At 58.3% G+C, this 22,876-nt stretch carries 20 protein-coding genes; 11 read left to right on the top strand and 9 right to left on the bottom strand.

The window, feature by feature from the left end; all coding sequences use genetic code 11:
• Window positions 1–111: 111 nt before the first annotated feature.
• Window positions 112–705 carry a TetR/AcrR family transcriptional regulator gene (locus A0251_RS01710; protein ID WP_062815098.1) on the bottom strand — a complete coding sequence of 198 codons (594 nt, stop codon included), beginning with the start codon at window positions 703–705 and terminating at the stop codon, window positions 112–114.
• A 316-nt stretch (window positions 706–1,021) separates the two neighbouring features.
• Window positions 1,022–1,666, bottom strand: coding sequence for a DapH/DapD/GlmU-related protein (locus A0251_RS01705; RefSeq protein WP_062815097.1), 645 nt, complete (start codon window positions 1,664–1,666; stop codon window positions 1,022–1,024).
• 169 nt (window positions 1,667–1,835) lie between these two features.
• Between A0251_RS01705 and A0251_RS01700 the strand changes: the two genes are divergently transcribed.
• Window positions 1,836–2,546 carry a DUF4197 domain-containing protein gene (locus A0251_RS01700; protein ID WP_062815096.1) on the top strand — a complete coding sequence of 237 codons (711 nt, stop codon included), beginning with the start codon at window positions 1,836–1,838 and terminating at the stop codon, window positions 2,544–2,546.
• Between the two features lie 89 nt (window positions 2,547–2,635).
• On the opposite strand, the gene A0251_RS01695 is transcribed toward A0251_RS01700, so the two are convergent.
• From A0251_RS01695 to A0251_RS01685, 3 genes are all read right to left on the bottom strand, one after another.
• A complete protein-coding gene (locus A0251_RS01695) occupies window positions 2,636–3,367 on the bottom strand; it encodes a glutamine amidotransferase (RefSeq protein ID WP_062815095.1) in 732 nt (243 codons plus the stop codon).
• A 222-nt stretch (window positions 3,368–3,589) separates the two neighbouring features.
• Complete coding sequence (locus tag A0251_RS01690) at window positions 3,590–4,153, bottom strand: DNA-3-methyladenine glycosylase I (protein ID WP_062815094.1); 564 nt, start codon at window positions 4,151–4,153, stop codon at window positions 3,590–3,592.
• Entirely contained in the window at window positions 4,122–4,844 is a 723-nt protein-coding gene (locus tag A0251_RS01685) for a YafY family protein (RefSeq protein ID WP_062815093.1), read from the bottom strand. The genes A0251_RS01690 and A0251_RS01685 overlap by 32 nt, the downstream gene beginning before the upstream one ends.
• Window positions 4,845–5,045: 201 nt before the next feature.
• On the opposite strand from A0251_RS01685, the gene glyQ reads away from it, so the two are divergent.
• The 5 genes from glyQ (at window position 5,046) to A0251_RS01660 (ending at window position 10,036) form a co-directional block, all read left to right on the top strand.
• Window positions 5,046–6,038, top strand: a complete 993-nt coding sequence (glyQ, locus tag A0251_RS01680) for a glycine--tRNA ligase subunit alpha (protein WP_062815092.1) — start codon at window positions 5,046–5,048, stop codon at window positions 6,036–6,038.
• Window positions 6,038–8,110 (top strand): glycine--tRNA ligase subunit beta, encoded by a 2,073-nt coding sequence (glyS, locus tag A0251_RS01675; RefSeq protein ID WP_062815091.1) that lies wholly within the window; start codon window positions 6,038–6,040, stop codon window positions 8,108–8,110. Before glyQ ends, glyS begins: the two co-directional genes overlap by 1 nt.
• Window positions 8,111–8,291: 181 nt before the next feature.
• On the top strand, window positions 8,292–8,834 hold the full coding sequence (gene gmhB, locus A0251_RS01670; protein WP_062815090.1) for a D-glycero-beta-D-manno-heptose 1,7-bisphosphate 7-phosphatase: 543 nt from the start codon (window positions 8,292–8,294) through the stop codon (window positions 8,832–8,834).
• Window positions 8,835–8,836: 2 nt separating this feature from the next.
• Window positions 8,837–9,565, top strand: coding sequence for a 1-acyl-sn-glycerol-3-phosphate acyltransferase (locus A0251_RS01665; protein ID WP_062815089.1), 729 nt, complete (start codon window positions 8,837–8,839; stop codon window positions 9,563–9,565).
• Between the two features lie 111 nt (window positions 9,566–9,676).
• Entirely contained in the window at window positions 9,677–10,036 is a 360-nt protein-coding gene (locus A0251_RS01660; protein WP_062815088.1) for an H-NS family nucleoid-associated regulatory protein, read from the top strand.
• 228 nt (window positions 10,037–10,264) lie between these two features.
• On the opposite strand, the gene gyrB is transcribed toward A0251_RS01660, so the two are convergent.
• The 4 genes from gyrB to dnaA form a co-directional block, all read right to left on the bottom strand.
• Complete coding sequence (gyrB, locus tag A0251_RS01655) at window positions 10,265–12,682, bottom strand: DNA topoisomerase (ATP-hydrolyzing) subunit B (protein ID WP_062815087.1); 2,418 nt, start codon at window positions 12,680–12,682, stop codon at window positions 10,265–10,267.
• A gap of 9 nt (window positions 12,683–12,691) precedes the next feature.
• Entirely contained in the window at window positions 12,692–13,801 is a 1,110-nt protein-coding gene (gene recF / locus A0251_RS01650; protein ID WP_062815086.1) for a DNA replication/repair protein RecF, read from the bottom strand.
• Between the two features lie 188 nt (window positions 13,802–13,989).
• Window positions 13,990–15,090, bottom strand: coding sequence for a DNA polymerase III subunit beta (dnaN, locus tag A0251_RS01645; protein ID WP_062815085.1), 1,101 nt, complete (start codon window positions 15,088–15,090; stop codon window positions 13,990–13,992).
• An 86-nt stretch (window positions 15,091–15,176) separates the two neighbouring features.
• Window positions 15,177–16,586 carry a chromosomal replication initiator protein DnaA gene (dnaA, locus tag A0251_RS01640; protein WP_062815479.1) on the bottom strand — a complete coding sequence of 470 codons (1,410 nt, stop codon included), beginning with the start codon at window positions 16,584–16,586 and terminating at the stop codon, window positions 15,177–15,179.
• Between the two features lie 593 nt (window positions 16,587–17,179).
• Between dnaA and rpmH the strand changes: the two genes are divergently transcribed.
• The 5 genes from rpmH (at window position 17,180) to A0251_RS01615 (ending at window position 22,867) form a co-directional block, all read left to right on the top strand.
• Entirely contained in the window at window positions 17,180–17,314 is a 135-nt protein-coding gene (gene rpmH / locus A0251_RS01635) for a 50S ribosomal protein L34 (RefSeq protein WP_011590025.1), read from the top strand.
• A gap of 38 nt (window positions 17,315–17,352) precedes the next feature.
• A complete protein-coding gene (gene rnpA / locus A0251_RS01630; protein ID WP_062815084.1) occupies window positions 17,353–17,718 on the top strand; it encodes a ribonuclease P protein component in 366 nt (121 codons plus the stop codon).
• Between the two features lie 40 nt (window positions 17,719–17,758).
• Window positions 17,759–19,495: a membrane protein insertase YidC gene (gene yidC / locus A0251_RS01625; RefSeq protein WP_062815083.1), complete on the top strand. Its 1,737-nt coding sequence runs from the start codon at window positions 17,759–17,761 to the stop codon at window positions 19,493–19,495.
• A 96-nt stretch (window positions 19,496–19,591) separates the two neighbouring features.
• A complete protein-coding gene (gene mnmE, locus A0251_RS01620) occupies window positions 19,592–20,974 on the top strand; it encodes a tRNA uridine-5-carboxymethylaminomethyl(34) synthesis GTPase MnmE (protein WP_062815082.1) in 1,383 nt (460 codons plus the stop codon).
• 360 nt (window positions 20,975–21,334) lie between these two features.
• Window positions 21,335–22,867, top strand: coding sequence for a hypothetical protein (locus A0251_RS01615; protein WP_062815081.1), 1,533 nt, complete (start codon window positions 21,335–21,337; stop codon window positions 22,865–22,867).
• The last annotated feature ends 9 nt before the right edge of the window (window positions 22,868–22,876 follow it).

Below are 22,876 nucleotides of genomic sequence, written 5' to 3'. Positions count from 1 at the left end.
ACTCCTCGAAACTCGTACCTCGTGACTACACAATGAATCAGTGCCATTCGCATGACTCATTGCACCCTGCGCGCGACCTTTCTTTTCCTGGAGAAGCCGTCTCCCGTGGATCTACCCCGCCCAGCTGTTCAGATAGTTTTCCAGCAACGAATCCAGCATGGCCTGCTCATCCACATCCCCGGCCACATCCAGTTTGTTTTCCGCTGCCAGTACCGCGATGCCATGAACACTACTCCACAGGGTGCGGGCGGCCAGGTGAATGGCACTGTCTGACTGACCTTCCGCCAGCCGTGCCATCTGCCGCTCTACCCGGGCAAACAGACTGGCCGTACGCTGCTGATACCAGTCCGGCACCGGCGCCGCTTTCTGCATGCGATGCATGAATACCATCTGCCACAGGGCGGTCTGCTCCCTCGCCAGCGCCAGGTAGGCACTGGCCATGTGATGCAGGACCCGTTGTGGTGAGCCTGTACTGACGGTTTCAATCTCTGCCAACAGCACATCCAGGGTGGCAGCATTGGCGTGGAGAATCAGATCATCCAGGTTGGCAAACACATGATAGAGCATGCCCGGGGTATAGCGGATGCGCTCCGCCACCTTGCGCACACTGAGTTTCGCCAGTCCCTGTTCTGCCACCAGCTCGCGTACCGCATGAACGGCCAACGCTTGCAGTTCCTCACGGCTGTGTTGGTTACGACGTGCCACCTGGATTCCTTATTGTTGATGACGATGTTCCTTGCGGCCCCTGTGAGCGCCATAGAACGGTCACGCCCACATTGGCAGGGTTTGCGGACAGTTGCAGCCTTGCCAGAACCGTCCCGTCGCGGTGGATCTCAACTGTGCCATAAGCGACCCCATTCTGCCTGCCGTTGCGGGATTGGCTGCAAAACCTGTTTGCTCAGTCTCAAGTCGCCAATCAGACACTACACCGGACTCGTCTTTTTGTTCAACAGTGTTTAATAAATAACATAGCTAAACGCTGTTCAACAAAGAAGCTGTTACCGATTATGTGGCGGGGTGTTCAACAGGAGGGATCGACAGGTCGCGCGGGCTCCGGTGCCCCGGGCCGTCGGCCCACGGGGCGGGCCGGGTTGCCGGCAACGATGGTCCAGGGCGCCACGTCCCGTGTCACCACGGCCCCCATGCCAACCACCGCGTGGTCACCAATAGTGACCCCATCAACGATGCCAGCCCGGGCGCCGATCCACACATCCCGGCCGATGCGGATACCCTTCGAGGTCACTGGCTGCTCGCGGATGGGGCGAACCGCGTCCAGTCCATGATTAAACGCATAGAGTGTGCAGTAAGCGGCAATGCGGGTGTCGTTCCCAATGTGGATGCCCGCGGCCCCGCCATCCAGGGTCACATGATGGTTGAGACTGACCCGCTCACCCAGGCGGACCGGGCCATGGATAACACAATCTGCAGCGATCTGGCAGCCATCTGCCACGATAATGTCGCGACCCGGCTCCGCAAGAAGGACTGCCTGGGGCGCCACAAAGCAGGCCTCCCCGAAACGCACGGTCTCCAGTGCCATCAATTGCTGCTGGATCTCCCGCTGCCAGGGTTCCGCCCAGGCACGATGTTTTGCTTTCAGGCGACCGTAGAGCCAGGGCATATAGGCCAGGCGTTTTTTGTGCTGTTCGCGGTAGTCGGGGTGAGTCATGGCACTCTCGATATATCCGTAGGAGCGGCGCTTGAGCCGCGAATCTGCCTACGAAGGCCTCGCAACTATGATTCGCGGCTCAAGCGCCGCTCCTACAATAAGCAATACGCATTTAGCAGCCAGCCCGGAATGCAGTAGCATTGGCCGCAAACCATAAGGAGAGTGTGGCATGAAACAACTTTGGGTACTGGTGGGATTGCTGGTGTTGGCCGGCTGCAAAACCATGGAAGGGGCGATGCCCTGGATAGACGCGGGCAACCAGATGGCCAAGAACGCCGGCTACGACACCGACTCAAAACTGGCAGCAGGCATCAAGGAAGCCCTGATCACGGGCACCGACCGGGCCAGCACCCAGCTTTCCCAGACCGGAGCCTTCAATCTCAAGCTGCCCGCGGCGGCCCAGCCCGTTGCCGATACCCTGCGCCAATTCGGCTTCGGCAGCTATGTGGACAAGGTGGAAACGGCCATGAACCGGGGTGCCGAACAGGCCGTGGCCGAAGCCGCCCCGGTGTTCAAGCAGGCCATCAGCAACATGAGCGTCAACGACGCCCTGGGCATTATCCGCGGGGGCGATACCGCCGCCACATCCTACTTCCGCGGGGAAACCGAAAGCAGTCTCCGTCAACGCTACCAGCCGATCGTGGAAGACAACCTGAAAAAGACCGGCTTCTATGATCAATACAAGAGCCTGCTTGCGGTCTACGATAAGTTGCCACTGACTAACAAGCCCAATCTGAACCTGGAGAGCTACGTCATCGATAACAGTATGGACGAGCTCTACACCCGCATCGGTGAACAGGAAGCGCTGATCCGCCAGAATCCCATGCAGCAGGGCAGTGCCTTACTCGGGGCAGTGTTTGGTTCAGGGCAGGGCGAGTAAGCAGGGCTTTTGGTAGGAGCGTCGCTGGCGGCGCGATTCCAAAAGTTGGGTTATCGCGCCGCCAGCGACGCTCCTACGGCACCGGTTCGCTACGCCACCTGCACCGCCGACAATCGCGCAAACCGACCCAGGATAGCGCTGGCATCATCGCATTCGCGCACTTCCGGCAGGTGGCTGTCCACCTGCTGCTGGGTCAGCCCCTCACCACGCAGCGCCTGCAGATAGGCGCGCATCACATCGGCGCTGAATTCCGGATGAAACTGCACGCCCCAGACCCGGTCCCCGTAACGGAAGGCCTGGCAGGCGTCGTGGCCATTGCTGGCCAGGACCGTGGCGCCGGGTGGCGGAGTCAGTACTGACTGACGGTGCACCACTTGTGCCCACGGGTGTTTTGCGATGGCACCTAACAGGGCATCCTGGCGTCCGGCAGCGGTCAGGCGCAGGGCCACGGTGCCCACTTCCAGTCCCATGGGATTGTCCGCCACTTCACCGCCCAGGGTGCGAGCCAACAGCTGGTGGCCGAAACACAACCCCAGCACGGGCACCTGCACCGCTTCATGGATCAGGGTATACAGCCAGCGCATCAACTGCCGCATCCATGGCGCCTGATCGGTGACCATGGCATGGGAACCGGTAATCACCACGCCTCCCAGCGCGCTCAAGTCTGGCAGCCGCCCCCTGCGGTCCGCATCAATCACCATAACCCCGGTGGTCGATCCAAGCCCCTGGTGTATCCAGGCATCGAAATCCCCGTAGTGCTCGCTGATCTGCGGGAAGGTGCTGCCAGTCTTGATGATGGCGATGGGTTTTACATTGTTCATGGCCTGTTCACCGTACTGTCCTTGTCTGGTTTCTTATACAGAGCAAGGGCTGTACCAACTTTTCAATACGCTATAACCCAGTCGCGAGGTACGAGAAGCGAGAAGCGAAAACCAGGCTGTCCCGGCTTTGACTTTCGAAACTCGCTTCTCGCAACTCGATACTGCCGTGATCGCGCAGCCAGCGACGCTATTCGCTACGTTCCTACGATAAAGGTTAGGGCGTTATAAGAGTTCCCGATGCCGCGGGCAGGTGGTGAGGTGGTCGTTGACCATGCCGGTGGCCTGCATGAAGGCGTAGACGATGGTGGGGCCGACAAACTTGAAGCCCCGTTTTTTCAGGGCCTTGCTCATGGCCTCGGCCACCGGGGTGGAGGCGGGCACCTCCTTGAGTGTACGGAAGTGATTGATCTGCGGTTGCCCCTCCATAAAGTCCCAGAGAAAGTCACTCAGGGTGCGGCCCTCTTCGCGCAACGCCAGATAGGAGCGGGCATTGCCAATGGTGGCAGCCACTTTCAACCGATTGCGGATGATGCCCGGATCCTGAAGCAGGGCGGCCACCTTGCGGTCGTCATAGCGGGCAATCTTCTGCGCGTCGAAGCCATCGAAGACCTGGCGATAATGCTCGCGCTTGCGCAGTACGGTAATCCAGCTCAGCCCGGCCTGGGCACCTTCCAGATTCAGGCATTCAAACAGGGCCTGATCATCATACTCCGGCACTCCCCACTCGTGATCGTGGTAGTGCTGATAGAGCGGGTCATCCCCGCACCAGGGACAGCGGTCGTTCATCACTTTTCTCTTTTGTGGTTTCACAGTCAAAAGACGCTTCGTAATCCGCCAGGGTCTGGCCGGGGCGCACCGGGTAGCTGTCTTCCAGGGTCTGCAGGATAACAATACGGTCCACCCGGAAATGCCGGAACGCACCGCGCAGTTCACACCAGCCCGCCAGGGTCCAGCAGTGGCCCCAGAAGTACAGCCCCAGGGGCCAGATCACCCGCTTGCTGTGCTGCTCCTGCAGATCCCGGTAATGCAGGCGCACCTTGGCCCGTTCGGCGATGGCCTGCTGCAGCGGATCCAGCAGGGCACCCAGCATGCGCCGCTCCGGTAGCGGCGGGGCGCTCACCGGTGGCGTCATGGCGCGCAACTGGGCCGGCACCGCCATGGCCAGTTTTTCCTGCACCGCACGCAGGGCTTCCGCCTGGCGCCGGCCCGCCCAGCCCTGGGCCATGGCCAGGCCAGTGAGCAGGGCCTGCCATTCCTCCACGCTGAACATCAGCGGCGGCAGCTGGTAGCCCTCGAGCAACGCATACCCTTTGCCTGCCTGGGAATAGACCGGCACGCCATTGGCGGAGAGGTGATCGATATCCCGATAAATGGTCCGTTCCGATACCGCCAGCCGCTCGGCCAACGCCTGGGCAGTAGTCCACTGGCTGGCACCGATAATCTGCACGATCTGAAACAAGCGTTCCGCGCGTCGCATGCTCTTTCCCTGTTATCACGCTGGTGATTTCCCTCTGGCCTTCGACATTACCCGAGCCGGCCTGGTGCGTCATTCTACCGGTTCTCTCCTGACACCCTGCTGTCAGTAGTCATCCGGCCAGCGGTATCACCGGCCCGGTCGGCCCGGTATACTTGGCGCCTGCTTTTTGGGGCAAATCGAAATCGAACAACGGGATTCAGCATGGCGGAACAACCGCAGACGGACATCATGACATTCCAGGGCCTGATTCTGGCCCTGCAACAGTACTGGGCCGAGCAGGGGTGTGTGGTCGTACAACCCCTGGATATGGAAGTGGGCGCGGGTACCTTTCACCCGGCCACCTTCCTGCGCGCCATTGGCCCGGAAAACTGGAACAGTGCCTATGTGCAGCCTTCCCGCCGGCCCACCGACGGGCGCTACGGGGAAAACCCCAACCGGCTGCAGCACTATTACCAGTTCCAGGTGGTACTGAAACCGTCGCCGGACAATATCCAGGAACTGTATCTGGGTTCCTTGCGCATGCTGGGCTTTGATCCGCTGGTCCACGATATCCGCTTTGTGGAAGACAACTGGGAATCCCCCACCCTGGGGGCCTGGGGTCTGGGCTGGGAAGTGTGGCTCAATGGTATGGAAGTGACCCAGTTCACCTACTTCCAGCAGGTGGGCGGCATCGACTGCTACCCGGTCACCGGCGAGATCACTTACGGTCTGGAACGCCTGGCCATGTATATCCAGGGCGTGGATTCGGTCTACGACCTGGTGTGGTCCGATGGTCCCTTCGGCAAGGTCACCTACGGCGATGTGTTCCTGCAGAACGAAATCGAGATGTCCACGTTCAACTTCGAACACGCCAATGTGGAAGAGCTGTTCAAGCAGTTCGACCTGTTCGAGGGCGAATCCACCAAACTGATCGAGGCGGGCCTGCCGCTGCCTGCCTATGAGTATGTGCTGAAAGCCTCCCACACCTTCAACCTGCTGGATGCCCGCAAGGCCATCTCCGTCACCGAACGCCAGCGCTTTATTCTGCGTGTGCGCACCCTGGCCCGGGCCGTGGCCCAGGCCTACTTCGACAAGCGCCGTTCGCTGGGCTTCCCCATGGCGGATGCCAGCATCCGCGAGGAAGTGGAGACGGAATTGAAAAAGCAGGATGACAAGGCCGCAAAGCAGGCCGACAAAAAGAAGGGGAAGCAATAATGTCCCGGGATTTACTGATCGAACTGGGCACCGAAGAGCTGCCCCCCAAGGCGCTGCCCACCCTGAGTGCGGCGCTGACAGAAGAGTTTGTCCGCCAACTGGACGAAGCCGGCCTCAACCATGGTGAGGTAGAAAGCTTCGCCGCCCCACGTCGTCTGGCTGTGCTGGTGCGTGGCCTGGATGACAAGCAGGCGGATCGCGATATCGAACGCCAGGGCCCGGCCGTACAGGCGGCCTTCGACAAGGACGGTAACCCCACCAAGGCCGCGCAAGGGTTTGCGTCCTCTCTGGGTCTGAGCGTGGATCAGTTGGGCCGTCAGGACACCGGTAAAGGGGAGCGCCTGGTAGCCCAGATCACCGAGAAGGGCAAACCCGCCGCCGAGCTGATTCCCGACTTCGTTGCCCAGGCGGTACAGAAGCTGCCGATCCCCAAGCGCATGCGCTGGGGCAAACGCAAGGTGCAGTTTGTGCGCCCGGCCCACTGGCTGGTGGCTCTGTTCGGTGACGAGGTGGTGCCTTTCGAGCTGCTGGATCTGCAGGCCGGCCGCACCAGTTACGGCCACCGGTTCCATGCCCCCGGGGCCATCGAGCTGGCCACTGCCAGCGAGTACGCCGAACGCATGGAAAAAGACGGTCATGTGATCGCCGACTTTGCTCGCCGCAAGGCCATGATTGAAGAGCAGGCCATCGCCGCCGGCAAAGAAGCTGGCGGCACCGCACAGATCGACCCGGACCTGCTCGACGAAGTCACCGCGCTGGTGGAATGGCCCGTGGCCCTGATGGGTAGCTTCGATGAGGACTTCCTGCGTGTGCCCCAGGAAGCCCTGATCAGCGCCATGGAAGAGCACCAGAAGTATTTCTCCGTGCTGGACGGCGACGGCAAACTGATGCCCCGCTTTATCACCATCAGCAATATCCAGTCCAAGGATGCCCAACAGGTGATCCACGGTAACGAGAAGGTGATTCGTCCCCGTCTGGCGGATGCGGCCTTCTTTTACGACAACGACTGCAAGAAGACTCTGGCCCAGCACGGCAAGGGGCTCGCCAATGTGGTGTTCCAGCAGAAGCTGGGTACCGTGGCCGACAAGTGCGCCCGCATTGGTGGCCTGGCCGCCCTTATCGCCGAGCAGATTGGTGGCGATGCCGAACAGGCAAAACTGGCCGGTGAACTGAGCAAGGCCGACCTGAACAGCGAGATGGTGGGCGAGTTCGACACCATGCAGGGCATCATGGGTTTCTATCTGGCGCGGCTGGAAGGTCAGCCGGACGAGGTAGCCCAGGCGCTGTACGAACAGTACCTGCCACGTTTCGCTGGCGACAAGCTGCCGCAAAGCAAGACCGGCATGGCCGTGTCCCTGGCCGACAAGATCGATACCCTGGTGGGCATCTTCGGTATCGGCCAGAAACCCAGCGGCACCAAGGACCCCTACGCCCTGCGTCGGGCCACCCTGGGGGTGCTGCGCATCATCATCGAAAACCAGCTGGACCTGGACCTGCAGTACCTGCTGGAAAAAGCCGGTGATCAACTGGAGCTGCGCATCAACCGCGCCGACGCCGCGGAAGCCTTCGAGTTCATCAAGGGGCGCTACCGGGCCATCTACCAGGAGCAGGGCATTGCCACGCCGGTGATCCTGTCGGTGCTGGCCATCGATGACGCCTGCCGCAAGCCCCTGGATTTCGATCGTCGGGTAAAAGCCGTCGCTGCCTTCCAGCCCCGGGAAGAAGCCCAGGCGCTGGCGGCTGCCAACAAGCGGGTGTCCAATATCCTCGCCAAGCTGGATCAGGCACCGCCGGAGGAAATCGACGGCGCACTGCTGGAAGACGAGGCCGAGCAGACTCTCACCAACCTGGTGGTGGCCAGCTACGAGCAGTCCGAACCGCTGCTGGAAAAAGGTGACTACCAGGGCGTGCTGGAAATGCTGGCCGAACTGCGTGAACCGGTGGATGCCTTCTTCGACACCGTCATGGTGATGGCGGACGACGAGGCCGTACGCAATAACCGTCTGGCGCTGTTGGCCTTCCTGCGCGACCTGTTCCTGAATGTGGCGGATATCAGTCTGCTGCAGGAATAAATGGGCGCTTGCACGCAACACGCTTCAGGCAAGCACGCGAAAAAAACAGGGCCGCTTTCCAGCGGCCTTTGTTTATCCGTAGGAGCGCCTTCAATTTTTCCGGTAACGTGTTGCTAACCTGAAACCCTTTCGCCATGCGAGCATGGCTCCTGCGGACACGATTGGTATTGGGCAAGAATCCATGAACAACCTCATCATCCTCGACCGCGACGGTGTCATCAACGAAGACTCCGACGCCTATATCAAGACACTGGACGAGTGGATTCCCCTGCCGGGCAGCATTGACGCCATTGCCCGGCTCAGCCGGGCAGGCTATACCGTAGTGGTCGCCACCAACCAATCCGGTATTGCCCGTGGCTATTTCACGGTGGCAACACTGGATGCCATGCATAAACGTCTGACGGATCTGGTTCGTGACGCCGGTGGAGAGATGGGCAAGATCTTTTATTGCCCCCACGGACCGGATGATGGTTGCCTCTGCCGTAAACCCGCACCCGGTCTGATTGACCAGATTGTTACCGAGTATGGCGATGTCACCGGCGTCCCCATGATTGGTGATAGCCTACGGGATCTGGAAGCCGGGGTTGCCCGGGGTTGCAAACCGGTACTGGTATTAACCGGCAAGGGATTAAAAACACAGGACAAGGGTTTGCCCGCCACACTGGGTCAGGTGGACGTTTATCATTCTCTGGCCGATTTTACGGATAATATGTTGAAGGATTAGGCATGACCCAGCACACGCATTACTCGCTGTCGATCAAGATCCGCAGCGTCCTCTTCTTCGTGCTGTATAACCTGGCTGGCATTATCCACAGTTTTTTCTGTGTTCTGATCGGTCCCTTCCTGCCTTACCGACGCCGGTATCAATTCGTTAACCTGTGGACCCGGTTTGCCATGTGGTTGCTGAAACACCTCAATGGCGTTCGTATAAAGGTGGAAGGTCAGGACAATCTGCCCCCCGGCGCCTTCGTGGTACTGGCAAATCACCAGAGCAGTTTTGAAACCTTCTATATGCAGTTGCTGATCAGCCCCCAGGCCACGGTTCTGAAACGCGAGTTACTGTGGCTGCCTTTCTTTGGTTGGGGTCTGGCATTGCTTAAACCCATTACCATCAATCGGCGTAATGGCAGTGCGGCGTTAAAATCCGTGTTGCAACAGGGCAAGCAACGACTGGGGCAGGGCATTCCCGTGGTCATTTACCCGGAAGGAACCCGTCAGGCTCCGGGCACCCTGGGGAAATTCAATCACGGTGGTTCCATGCTGGCTTGCCAGGCCGGTGTGCCGGTGGTGGCGATCAGCCATAACAGTGGAAACTGTTGGCCGGCCCGTTCCTGGATACGCCTGCCGGGCACCATTACCCTTCGCATCAGCCCACCGATTCACAGTGATGGAAAAAAGGCCAAGGCGATTACCGAAGAAGCGGAAACGTGGATTCACCAGCATTATCCTGGATAAGCGATTCAAATCGTTTTTTTATTATTTATCTGCCACGAGTTTAATTGCCTTTGCCCGGTAAAATAACTAGAGTTTGTGCCGCTGTTAATCATCGATAACAAGGGCTACTCAATGAGCATTAATCTTGATGAACTTTCCGTTGATGAACTGGAAAAACTGATCAAGCAAGCAGAATCCGCACTGGACAAGAAACGCAAGGCTGAGCTGAAGAATGCCCAGGCGGTACTTGAGAAGATGGCCAAGGATCTGGGCGTTTCTCCGGAAGCATTGCTGAAGGACACCGCCGGCAAAAAGAAAGCCACCCGCAAGAAAGCCACCAAGAAGAAAGCCAGTGGCGTGCGTCGTCCGGCCAAGGTGAAATACCGCGACCCGAACGACAGCAGCAACACCTGGACCGGCCGTGGCAAACGTCCGCTGTGGCTGCAGGGCGCACTGGAGAAGGGCGCCAAGCTGGAAGATTTCGCTGTATAAATCGCAGCGCGTTTCAGCCGACAAGGCACAAAAAAAGCGAACCTTCGGGTTCGCTTTTTTTATGTGACACCACAGTGTCGAGTGACGAGAAGCGGGTATCGAAAGGCAAAATCCAGAGTCAAATATTCCGGTTTTCGCGACTCGATACTCCTACCTGGTGACTCGCCTTGCATGGGAGCCTGCCTGCAAGCGAAATACCATTACCTGCAAGCGGCTCCCACATCACCCTTACACGTCCAGGTTGGACACCTGCAGGGCATTCGACTCAATGAATTGCCGGCGCGGATCCACATCGTCACCCATCAGGCAGGTAAAGATCTGATCTGCTGCGATGGCGTCTTCGATGGTGACCTGCAACATGCGGCGGCTTTCCGGGTCCATGGTGGTTTCCCACAGCTGCTCCGCATTCATTTCACCCAACCCCTTGTAACGCTGGAAGCTGGTACCACGACGGGCCTGCACCATCAGCCATTCCAGAGCATCCGCGAAGTGGCGAATGGAGCGCTGGGTCTCGCCACGCTGGATATAGGCATCGGCGGCCAGCAGACCTTCCAGGGTTTCCCCGAGCGCCTTGATTTTCTGATAGTCCGGTGACTGCAGAAAATCCAGAGTTACCCGGTATTCGCGGGGTACACCGTGAGCGAGCACTTGCACACGTGGCAGATACAGGCCCCGTTCCTCGTCCCTGGCAGCAGTAATGGTAAAGGTCTGGGTCGCATCGGTAATGGCATCCACCCGTTTGCCAAGCACCTGGCACCAGTCGTCCATGGCCGCCTGATCCTTCAGGCCCTCTTCGCTGAGAGAGGGCATGTAGATCATTTGCTCCAGCACTTCCTTGGGGAACACCCGGGACTGTCGGTCGACAATCTTCATCACATTGCGGTATTCCGCAATCAGGTTCGCCAGGGGCTCACCACTGATAGGCGGGGCATCGTCCCCCGGATAAAGCGCGGTTTTTTCCAGCGCCAGGGTGGTCAGATACTCCTCCATGGCCAGGTCATCCTTGAGATAGGTCTCCTGCTTGCCTTTCTTCACCTTGTAGAGCGGTGGCTGGGCAATGTAGACGTAACCCCGTTCGATCAGTTCCGGCATCTGACGGAAGAAGAACGTCAGCAACAGGGTACGGATGTGGGACCCATCCACGTCCGCATCCGTCATGATGATGATGCGGTGGTAGCGGAGTTTTTCCACATTGTATTCGTCACGGCCGATCCCGCAGCCCAGGGCGGTAATCAGGGTGCCCACTTCCTGGGAAGACAGCATCTTGTCAAAACGCGCTTTTTCCACGTTGAGGATCTTGCCCTTGAGCGGCAGGATCGCCTGATTTTTGCGGTCTCGACCCTGTTTGGCAGAGCCCCCCGCAGAATCACCCTCCACGATATAGAGTTCAGACAGGGCAGGGTCCTTCTGCTGGCAGTCCGCCAGTTTGCCGGGCAGGCCGGCGATATCCAGGGCGCCCTTACGACGGGTCATTTCCCGCGCTTTACGGGCGGCATCCCGGGCCCGGGCCGCATCGATGATCTTCGAGGAAATGGCCTTGGCTTCCTGGGGATTTTCCAGCAGGTAATCCTGGAACAGCTCGCCCATGGTCTGCTCGACCGCACTTTTCACCTCGGACGACACCAGCTTGTCTTTGGTCTGGCTGGAGAACTTGGGATCGGGGACCTTCACGGAAATCACCGCGGTAAGCCCTTCCCGGGCATCATCCCCGGTGGGGTTGGCCTTTTCTTTCTTGAGAAGACCTTCTTTTTCCATATAGCTGTTCAGGGTGCGGGTGAGGGCAGCCCGGAACCCGGCCAGGTGGGTACCCCCATCCCGCTGGGGAATATTATTGGTGAAGCAGAACAGGTTTTCCTGGTAGGAATCGTTCCACTGCATGGCCACTTCCACGGCGATACCGTCTTCTTCCCGGTCAAACTGGAAATGGAATACCTGGTTCAGCGGCGTCTTGTTTTCGTTCAGATAGCTGACAAAGGCACTCAGACCCCCTTCATACTCGAACACATCCTCTTCACCGTTACGCTCATCCAGCAGGTGGATACGCACGCCGGAGTTCAGAAAGCTGAGCTCCCGCAGGCGTTTGGCCAGGATATCGTAGTGAAACTTGATGTTGGTGAAGGTCTCAGCAGACGGGCGGAAGTGAATGGCGGTACCGCTGCTGTCGGTATTGCCTACCACTTCCAGCGGCATCGCCGGTACACCATGACGGTAGATCTGTTCGTGGACCTGGCCGTTACGGCGAATGGTCAATTTCAGCTCTTCGGAGAGGGCATTTACCACGGAAACCCCCACACCATGGAGGCCGCCGGACACCTTGTAGGTGTTGTCGTCGAATTTGCCCCCGGCGTGGAGCACGGTCATGATCACTTCAGCGGCAGACACGCCTTCTTCTTCGTGCATGTCCACAGGAATACCCCGCCCATTGTCCTGGACGGACACGGATTCATCCGGATGAATCACCACCCGGATTTCGGAGCAGAACCCAGCCAGGGCTTCGTCGATGGAGTTATCCACCACCTCGAAGACCATATGGTGCAGGCCAGTGCCATCATCCGTATCCCCGATGTACATGCCAGGGCGCTTGCGAACGGCGTCCAACCCTTTCAGCACCTTGATGCTGGATGAATCGTAATTTTTCTCCGCCATGGTATTTCCTTATTCACTCCCGGTGAGGGGCCGAAGTTGGCCATGTTCCACGTGGAACATTTTGCTCTCGATCGCCCGTAACGCTTTATTCTGTTGCACCACCGCCTCCCATTGAGGCAGATCCAGTGCGGTAATCAGTGTCTGGTGACCTGTGGAGGCCAGAAACCCCAGCATTTGATTACGGTGTTCTTCGTCCAGCTCTGCCGCCAGATCATCCACCAGCAAGGTACAGACTTTACCCGCCTGACTGATCAGGGGCAGCTGAGCCAGCACCAGGCCATAGGCAACCAGCTTGGCCTGGCCCCGGGAGAGGCGATCTCGTGCCACCACGCCCCGGGTTTCAATACGAATATCACTGCGGTGAAACCCTGCCTGGCTAAACCCACGCCGGATATCATCCTGGCGCAGGCGAGACAGCGCATCCGCATAGCTCTCATCTTTTTGCAGCCCCGTCTGCAGCTGGACGCGAATTTTCAGCTCCGGTGCCAGATGGGACAACACCGTATCCAGCCCCGTCTGCAGCGCCTGCAAATAGCGACGGCGTAACCCTTCGATTCTATCAGAAGTCTGGGCCAGTTGCTGGTCCCAAAACCCCAGTTCCCGTGGGTTCGGACGCCCGGTACGCAGCAGGGCATTTCGTTGCTTCAGGGCTGCCGAGGCAGTGCGCCATACCGGCATAAACTCATGTTCCACGTGGAACATTCCCCAGTCCATGAAACGCCGTCGCAGGGCCGAGGCACCAAAAACCAGCTCCACGGAAGTGGGGTGTAGCGCCAGGACCGGCAAGAGTCCAGCCACTTCACTGAGGGCTTTTGGGGTCTCACCATTCAGCTTGATGGCATCAATCCCCCCAGGCGTACGTCGCACCCCCAACCGATGATGCTTCTCTTCGCACACGACTTCCGCATACAGGGTAGCCGCCGGGGCACCGTCACGGACCAGCCGGGACAACCTGCCACCGCGGAACGACCGGCCGCCGCTGCCAATAAAATAGATGGCCTCCAGCAGGCTAGTCTTGCCACTGCCGTTGTCGCCCAGGATCACATTCAGGGAAGGGGAGAGGGCAATGTCCAGCTGACGGTAATTGCGAAAATCTCCGAGCTGGAGACGACTCAACATAGAAAGGAATCCACCCACTACACAACCAGGGAGGCCGTCATTGCGGCCAGAAATGAATCACTCGATTGTAGCCCAGGGAGAGGGGCAGGGCACAGCGCCTAAATGGAAAGGAACAGAACACAGAACACTTAAGCAAAAAAAACCCGGCATCGCAGCCGGGTTTTTGCAGACCTGGGATCAGCCAGCGATCACAACCGCATGGGCATCACCACATACAGGGCCGCCTTGCTCTCCGGATCCAGCACCAGGGCGCTACTGTTGCTGTCACCCATTTCCAGCTCTGCCTGGGTGCCGGCCATGGTATTCAGCACATCCAGCAGATAGCTCACATTGAAGCCAATCTCCAGGGGCTGACCATTGAAGTCCACGGACACTTCTTCTTCCGCTTCTTCCTGCTCCGGGTTGTTGGCAACGATGCGCAGGCTGCCCTCAGACAACTGCACCCGCACACCCCGGTATTTCTCGTTGGACAGGATCGCTACCCGGGCCAGAGCCTGACGCAGGGTTTCCCGATCCGCAATGATAGTGCGAGACCCCTCTTTCGGAATCACCCGGTCGTACTCGGGGAACTTGCCGTCCACCAGCTTGGAGGTAAACGTAATCGCCCCGACCACGATACGGACGTGGTTGCGCCCCACGGTCAGGCGAGCATTTTCACCGGCATCGCCAAGAATACGGGACAGCTCCATCACCCCTTTACGGGGCAGAATCACCGAGGCTTCTTCCACCGGCATATCCAGCTCAGCATCACACAGGGCCAGACGATGGCCATCGGTGGCCACCGCGCGCAGACGCCCCGGCTTCAGCTCGAACAGCATGCCATTGAGGTAATAGCGCACGTCCTGCTGGGCCATGGAGAAGGCGGTGCGATCAATCAGACCCCGCAATACCCCCGGTTGAATATCCAGCGTGGAGCCAGCGGCATCTTCTTCCAGATTGGGAAACTCGGAGGCAGGCAGGGTAGAGAGGGTGAAACGGCTGCGACCGGAACGGACCAGCATGCGCTCGCCATCCACTTCAAAGCGAATGTCGGCTTCCGCCGGCAGGCTCTTGGCAATATCCACCAGCTTGCGGGCCGGGACTGTGGTTTCACCTGCCTGGTGCTCCCCCTCCAGGGGCAGGCGAGCCACCAGCTCCAGCTCCAGATCGGTGCCGGTCATGGAAAGCTGTCCATCGCCGACTTCCAGCAAGACATTGGACAGCACCGGCAGTGTCTGCCGTTTTTCCACCACTGCGGCCACCTGTTGCAGGGGCTTGAGCAGTTGTTCTCTATTGATTGAGAATTTCATCGCGCTTTCCCGTTCTGGTTATTTGGGCCAGAGGCTCCCGGCCCCTTACTATGCACAGAACCGGCCACCGGGCCGGGCTCTCCCCGTCAGGACGTCAACGTCCGTAACAGGCTCTGATAATCTTCCTCGATTTCCGGATTGGATTCCCGCAGCTGCAACACCTTACGACAGGCATGCAATACGGTGGTGTGATCACGGCCACCAAAATTCTCACCAATCTCCGGCAGGCTGTGGCTGGTCAGCTCCTTGGACAAGGCCATGGCCACTTGCCGGGGTCTCGCCACCGAACGGGTCCGCCGGGGTGAGAGCAGGTCGTTGATCTTGATCTTGTAGTACTCGGCCACCACCCGCTGGATGTTGTCGATACTGATCTGCCGTGCCTGCAGGGCAATCAGATCCTTCAGCGCTTCCTTGATCAGGCCGATATCGATCTGCGCCCCGGTGAACCGCACATGGGCGATCACCCGGCGCAGCGCGCCTTCCAGTTCCCGTACATTAGAACGGATTCGTTGCGCGATAAAGAAGGCCGCGTCATTGGGCAAATCCACCTTGGCTTCTTCCGCCTTCTTTTTCAGGATCGCCACGCGGGTCTCCAGCTCCGGCGGTTCCATGGGCTGGGACAACCCCCAACCGAACCGGCTCTTGAGCCGCTCCTCCAGACCATCCACTTCCTTGGGGAATTTGTCACAGGTGAGGATGATCTGCTGACCATTTTCCAGCAACGCATTAAAGGTGTGGAAGAACTCTTCCTGGGACTGCTCCTTACCTGCAAAGAATTGAATATCATCAATCAGCAAGGCGTCCACGGAGCGGTAAAAGCGCTTGAACTCATTAATGGTCTTGTTGCGCAGGGCAGAAATCATGTCTGCCACAAACCGCTCACTGTGCAGGTAGACCACCTTGGCATTGGGGTTGCGCCGCAGCAGCTCATTACCCACCGCGTGCATCAGGTGGGTCTTGCCCAGGCCCACACCGCCATACAACAACAACGGGTTATAGCCATGGCTGGCAGGGTTCTCCGCCACCTGCTGGGCAGCAGCAGCCGCCATGCGGTTGGACTTGCCTTCCACAAAGGTAGAAAAGGTAAAGCCGGTATTGAGATTGCTGCGATGTTTGCGGGCCCCGCCCAGCGCCGTGGGCTGCGGTTTGCTCTCTGCCAGCTCAGGGGTACGCATATGACCGGAAGAGGGCGCAGCCGCGCTGGCAGGGGCCGGAGAGGACGTCTGTGGCGGCGGGGTGGGCATACGGCTGGATCCCACCTCCAGGCGTAACTGGGGCAGCGCACCGCTCTGCAATTCGCCCAGCACCTCACCGATGCGATCCATGTACTTGTCGCGTACCCAGTCCACCACAAACCGGTTGGGTGCAAACAGCGTCAGCTCGGCGCCATCCGCAGATGCAGCCACCTGTAATGGCCGGATCCACATGTTGTACTGCTGTGACGGCAACTCATCCTCGAGTCGGGTCAGGCAGCGTTGCCAGAGCTCTTCAGACACGCACACGCCTTATTATCCTGAACGATACCGCTCTTCTGCCCGCAGGCGCGAAAGAACAAGGAACCCGACCGCGAAAGGACTCACAGTCCAGCGGCACTTCGGGCCCTGAATCGTCTTTATGAACTGAATGAAATTTCGGTCAACGAACCGCAATTTGGCCCGTCATTCTACCCCCTCCAAGCGATAACTATCCACAGGACAGCGGGGATTTTTCTGGCTTTATTTCTGTGGATAAGTAGGACCATAACCCTGTGCGGGGATACAGGGACAACCCGGTGGACAACCACCGGGATAATTTGTACCCACATTTAATGACAGCTCGTCCCCCGCTCGTCCCCAGTACTTACACACAATGGTACGCAAGTTATCAACGAAGCAAGGTATTGATAAATATATATTTTTCTTGCTTATCCACAAAAAGCCGCTTCCCCTATTAAAACTACTACTACTAAAAACATTTAAATATTTAAGTTCTATTAACAGTTCTCTCCAGCCCGCTTTGCACAAGGCTGAAAAGCCGATTGACAGGGGATTTCCCTTTCCCTAGACTTGCCGGCCTTCTAATTGCTGTCTCATTCCATGGGGAAGACACCATGAAACGCACATTTCAGCCCAGCGTACTCAAACGCAAACGTGCCCACGGTTTCCGTGCTCGCATGGCGACCAAAAACGGTCGTAAAATTCTGGCCGCTCGTCGTGCCAAGGGTCGTAAGCGGTTGGCTGCCTGAGCCAACCGTTTTACTCCGCCCTCCTGGCTGAGGTAACAGTGCCGACAACCCAGGCTTTTACCCGCCAGCACAGACTTCTTACCGGAACCCAATATCAGACCGTATTCGACCACCCCAAATGGAAGGTGGGCAATGCGGCGTTTTTGTTGTTGGCGTGTCCGAATCAGCAGCAGTTGCCCCGATTGGGCCTGGTGATTGGCCGCAAGCGCGCAAAGCGGGCGGTTGACCGTGGCTGTGTCAAACGCAGAGCCCGGGAGCAATTCCGTTTACGCCAGCACGAACTGGCAGGACTGGACATTATATTGCTGGTCCGCGGACGCATTGATCACCCGGATCCGGCAGAAGTGACAGACCAGCTTGGCAAGCTCTTTGACAAGCTGCTTGCTAAGTGCGGGCAAGCTTGAGAAACTGCGGCCCGTTTTTCACGCCACAGAATAGCCTGTTATGGAAATCCAGCGCGCCCTAGTGATCACCGGCATTGCCATCGTTTCCTACCTGATGATTCAGGCCTGGCAACAGGATTATGCCAACCCGACCCAGCCAGCCGCCGTTGAAGAGGTTGCGCAGACTGCGCAAGGCAATGACGACGGGCTGGATCTCCCCGAACCTCAGGCCGAGACTGCCGATAGCGGCATTCCTTCTGCTCCCGCAGAACAGGCTCAAACTCCCGCATCCGAATCCAGCGAGCAGTCCACCCGTCAGGAACGTATCCGTGTCAGCACCGATGTGCTGCGTGTGGAAATCGATCCCAAGGGGGGCGATATCGTCCGCCTGGCGTTGCCGGAGTTCCCTCGCCATGCGGAAACCCCGGATCAGCCCTTCGTGTTGCTCGAGCAGGATGCCAACCGTACCTATGTGGCCCAGAGTGGACTGATTGGCAAGAACGGAACCGATTCCAGTGCGGGCCGTCCTCTGTGGAGCACAGCCGAGCAGAGCTATCAGCTGGATGAGGGCAGCCAGGAACTGAATGTGGATCTGACCCTGCGTCAGGACAATGGCGCCGAACTGGTCAAACGTTTCACCTTCGAGCGCGGTAGCTACCTGGTTCGCGTCAGCCATATTGTTCGCAACCAGGGGAACAACGAATGGTCCGGTGCCCTGTATGGCCAGATCAAGCGCGACGGCAGTGATGATCCGGGTCTGGCGAACCATGGCTTTATCCCCATGCCCACCTATTTGGGGGCTGCCTACTGGGATAGCGAGAAGCCCTACAATAAACTCGATTTTGACGACATGGCGGACCAGCCCCTGAACCTGACGGTCGAGGGCGGCTGGTTGGCCATGGTGCAACACTACTTTGTTTCTGCCTGGGTACCGGATGCCCAGCAACGGAATCAATACTCCAGTGTCCATCTGGAAAAGCGAGGCCAGTACCTGCTGCGCTTCGTCTCCCCCACCGTCAAGGTGGCTCCCGGTGAAGAAAAAGTGCTGTACGCCGAGTTTTATGCCGGGCCCAAGCAGCAGGACAAGCTGGAGGCGATCAGCCCCGGTCTCAACATGACCGTGGACTATGGCTGGCTGTGGTTTATTTCCCAGCCCATCTTTGCCCTGCTGGTGTTCCTGCAGAGCGGTGAGGTGTCCGTGTTTGGCATGGATATCGACATCGGTGCCGGTGTGGGGAACTGGGGTGTGGCCATCATCCTGCTGACCTTCATTATCAAGGCAATCTTCTTCAAGCTCAGCGCTACCAGCTATCGCTCCATGGCGAAAATGCGCAAGGTGGCGCCGGAGATGCAGCGCATCAAGGAGCAGAACAAGAACGACCGGCAGAAAGCGCAGATGGAAACCATGAAGTTGTTCCAGCGCGAGAAGATCAACCCCCTGGGCGGCTGTCTGCCCATGCTGGTTCAGATGCCGGTGTTTATTGCCCTGTACTATGTGCTGCTGGAGTCGGTGGAGCTGCGTCAGGCCCCGTTCTTCCTGTGGATCAACGATCTGTCAGTGATGGACCCGTACTTCGTCCTGCCAATCCTGATGGGCGCTTCCATGTTCCTGCAGACCCGCCTCAACCCGACGCCGGCGGACCCCATGCAGGCCCAGGTGATGAAGTGGATGCCGGTGGTGTTCTCCGTCTTCATGCTGTGGTTCCCGGCAGGTCTGGTGCTGTACTGGCTGACCAACAACCTGCTGTCCATTGCCCAGCAGTGGGCGATTACCCGCAAGATCGAAAACGAAGGATAACAGCCTCGCGCTGCTGTTCTTTATCAACCGGCCGGGATTTCCCGGCCGGTTTTGTTTTATGCTGATGCTCCTTTGCCGGTCTGCCTGAATTAGCCCATGTCGAATACTGCCCAGGATACGATTGTTGCCATTGCCACAGCGCCAGGCCGTGGCGGCGTGGGCGTGGTTCGCCTGTCCGGTCCCGGGGCCCGTGAGATCGTCGGGAAGTTGGTGGGTGATCGCTCACTGACCCCTAGAATGGCGCATTTTGCCCGCTTCAAAGATGCCCAGGGCCAGGTGATCGATGAGGGGCTGGTGATCGCCTTCCCGGCACCCCACTCGTTTACCGGCGAAGATGTGGTCGAGCTGCAGGGCCATGGCGGCCCGGTGATCCTGGATATGCTGGTGGCAGCCTGCATAGCGGCTGGCGCCCGTCAGGCCCGGGCGGGGGAATTTTCCCAGCGGGCCTTCCTCAACGACAAGATGGATCTGACCCAGGCTGAAGCCATCGCCGACCTGATCGATGCGGGCACCAGTGCATCAGCACGAGCCGCCCTGCATTCCCTGCAGGGGGTGTTCTCCGACCAGGTGAATCGCCTGGTGGAGGAGCTCATCGGGTTGCGCATCTATGTGGAAGCCGCCATTGATTTCCCGGAAGAGGAAATCGACTTTCTCTCTGATGGCAAGGTGGCCGGGGATCTCCGTGAGTTACGCGGGCAATGCCTGCGGGTGCTGGAGGAAGCCAATCAGGGCCGCCTGGTTCGTGAGGGCATGACCCTGGTTATCGCCGGCAAACCCAATGCCGGAAAGTCCTCGCTGATGAATGCCCTGGCCGGCTTCGATGCGGCCATCGTTACCGATATCGCCGGTACCACCCGGGATGTGCTGCGCGAATCCATCCAGCTGGATGGCATGCCCCTGAACCTGATTGATACCGCTGGCCTGCGGGACAGCGCCGATGTGGTGGAGCAGGAGGGCATTCGCCGTGCCTATGCGGAAATGAAAAAAGCCGACCGCCTGCTGGTCATGGTGGATTCCCGGGAGGGAGATGTTAATCCACAAGATATCCACAGCTTGCTTCCGCAGAGCCAGCAGCAACTGGAAAATCTGGATCTGCCGGTGACGGTGGTGCTGAACAAGGCAGACCTGTCCGGCATCCCGACCGGGTCCCGGGATGACGGTAGCTTCGTGATCTCCGCTACCACTGGTGACGGCTTGCCGGAACTGCGGGAGCACCTGAAAGCCGCCGCCGGATTTAAAGGAACGGGGCAGGGTGAAGGCCAAAGCCGCTTTTCCGCCCGTCGCCGCCACATCACGGCCCTGCAACAGGCTCTCGCCGCCCTGGACAATGGCGAGCAGCAATTGCACGACCATGCCGCTGGCGAGCTGCTGGCGGAAGACCTGCGCGCTGCCCAGAAAGCCCTGGAAGAAATCACCGGTGCCTTTACCGCGGATGATTTGCTGGGGCGTATCTTTTCCTCCTTCTGTATTGGTAAATAAGAAAGAGCCATAGCCGCCGTGGATTCAGGGCGGAGCACTCTCCCGTCCGCAATAGTTACCCACAACCTTCCCGGTTGGCCAAATATCCCCAATTTCTGACCAAACCGCTCATCACAGAAATAAGTGGCGAAGCCCTTTCAAATCAAAAGCCTATCTACCAGGTAAACATATTGTTTCTTTTTGAGCATTGAGTTGCATAGTTATTGCGCTAGGTTTGTTTGTGACCGACTGGTCACAAAAGTGAACGGTTTTACATAAAACAATAACAAACGCAATGAGGTGAGCATGCTCACCAGACCCAAATACAGACACTGCATCAGGTTATTCCGTGTTTTGCTGGTTGTCCTCGCGGCTGGCCCTATGGTGGGTAAGGCTGCACTGGAATCCCTGGATGAAGAAAGCCTGTCTCAGGTGACCGGCACGGGCCTGGCTATCGGCTTCGAGGATTTTCGCTGGTTGATCAAGCCCACCAGTTATTTCGAGCAGGTGGGCTCAGATCCGGTAGGTAGCACCACGTTGCAACGGGGGGACCTGCGCTGGTATGGCGTGAACATTTCCGGTGCGGGTACCGGGGGATTTCACTGGGATGAAAGCGGCGGCAATTTCGGCACGTCCTGTGATGCCTCAAGCCTCGGCTGCCCTCGTGGTGGACTGATCAGTGACTTTGCGCCCCATGATAACCCGTACCTGTTACGCGCATTTTCGCCCCGAGGGGTCAGCTACGATGGCACCGTCCTCAACAGTGATCCCAATAACCCGGACAGCACCATCTATGAATATCTGGCGCCCAGTGCCCAGCCGGAATACACCTTTTCCTTTTGGGGAGAACTGGAAGTAGGTCGCTCCGGTAATAATGATAACCTGTCCGTCGGTACCGGGGATTTGCTGAAAACCCAGACCATCATTCGCGGTAATGCGGCCAATTCAGCCTTCCGCCTTTTCCAGTTTACCCAACCGGGTAACGAAACCTTTGCCATCCTTTACCACAGTCGCCTGAAGGGCGACTTCCGGTTTTCTGCAGCACAGTATGATGGTCCGGGCGCCAGCGATGTGGTGGGGCAACCGGTGAGGTTTGATGCCCTCGAAGGTCTACATTTCAAAAATGTGGATGCCTATGTTCCGTTGGGACAGCTTTACTATCAGGCGCTGACCCTGGATACGGTGCCGTCTCAGGACGGTAATTTCATTCTGGAAATTCCGCGTCTTCCAGATGTCCCTACCCATACAGCGGTTCATGATCATTTCTACTCGCTGGCAGTACCGGACAGTGCGGATGCCGGCTATATCACTGCCCGGGCAGCGTTATTGAGCAACACCCCTGGCGCAACGCCTTCTCATGCGGTGGATGATTCCTACTTTGTTACCCATGGCTACTCACGTTGGGGGGACTGGTATCCCTGTCGTGGGGTTGGCTGTCCAGCGGTATCGACAACGGTTTCTCCAAATCGCAATGCCTACAACGATACCGATGACGGCATCTTCTTTCGCAAGTGTGAAAGCTGCGATGACTTTGATGCGTTCGCTTACATGATCACGGCGGTGGATGTTCGGCCAGGACAGGATCAGTACTCCTGCCCGGGGGGAAGCAACTGTGGTGATTATGCCCCTCGTGGAGGCTCCGGAGGTGTTGCGGATCGCTATTATCGTCAGGCAGCTAATTGTACCGCTAATAGCGGGAGTGATTACCAATGTGGCTATGGAGGCAGCTACAACATCAGTGCCGGGTCTGATTACACCACAGTGAACAAGATGAACCCATCAACGTTATTGGGAGTTCCCGGCAACAACACTCTCCCCGTTATTCGTACAGGCGCTGCAAACCTTGGAGATGCCAGAGCAGAAGGATTACAGGTGAATTACATGAAATTTACCAGCTATGGCGCAGGGGATTAGAGAATTTTT

This window comes from Alcanivorax sp. NBRC 102024 (assembly GCF_001602235.1).
GTDB lineage: Bacteria > Pseudomonadota > Gammaproteobacteria > Pseudomonadales > Alcanivoracaceae > Alcanivorax.
Note: the sequence above shows the minus strand (reverse complement) of the source record. Positions and strands in the feature narration are given on the sequence as shown.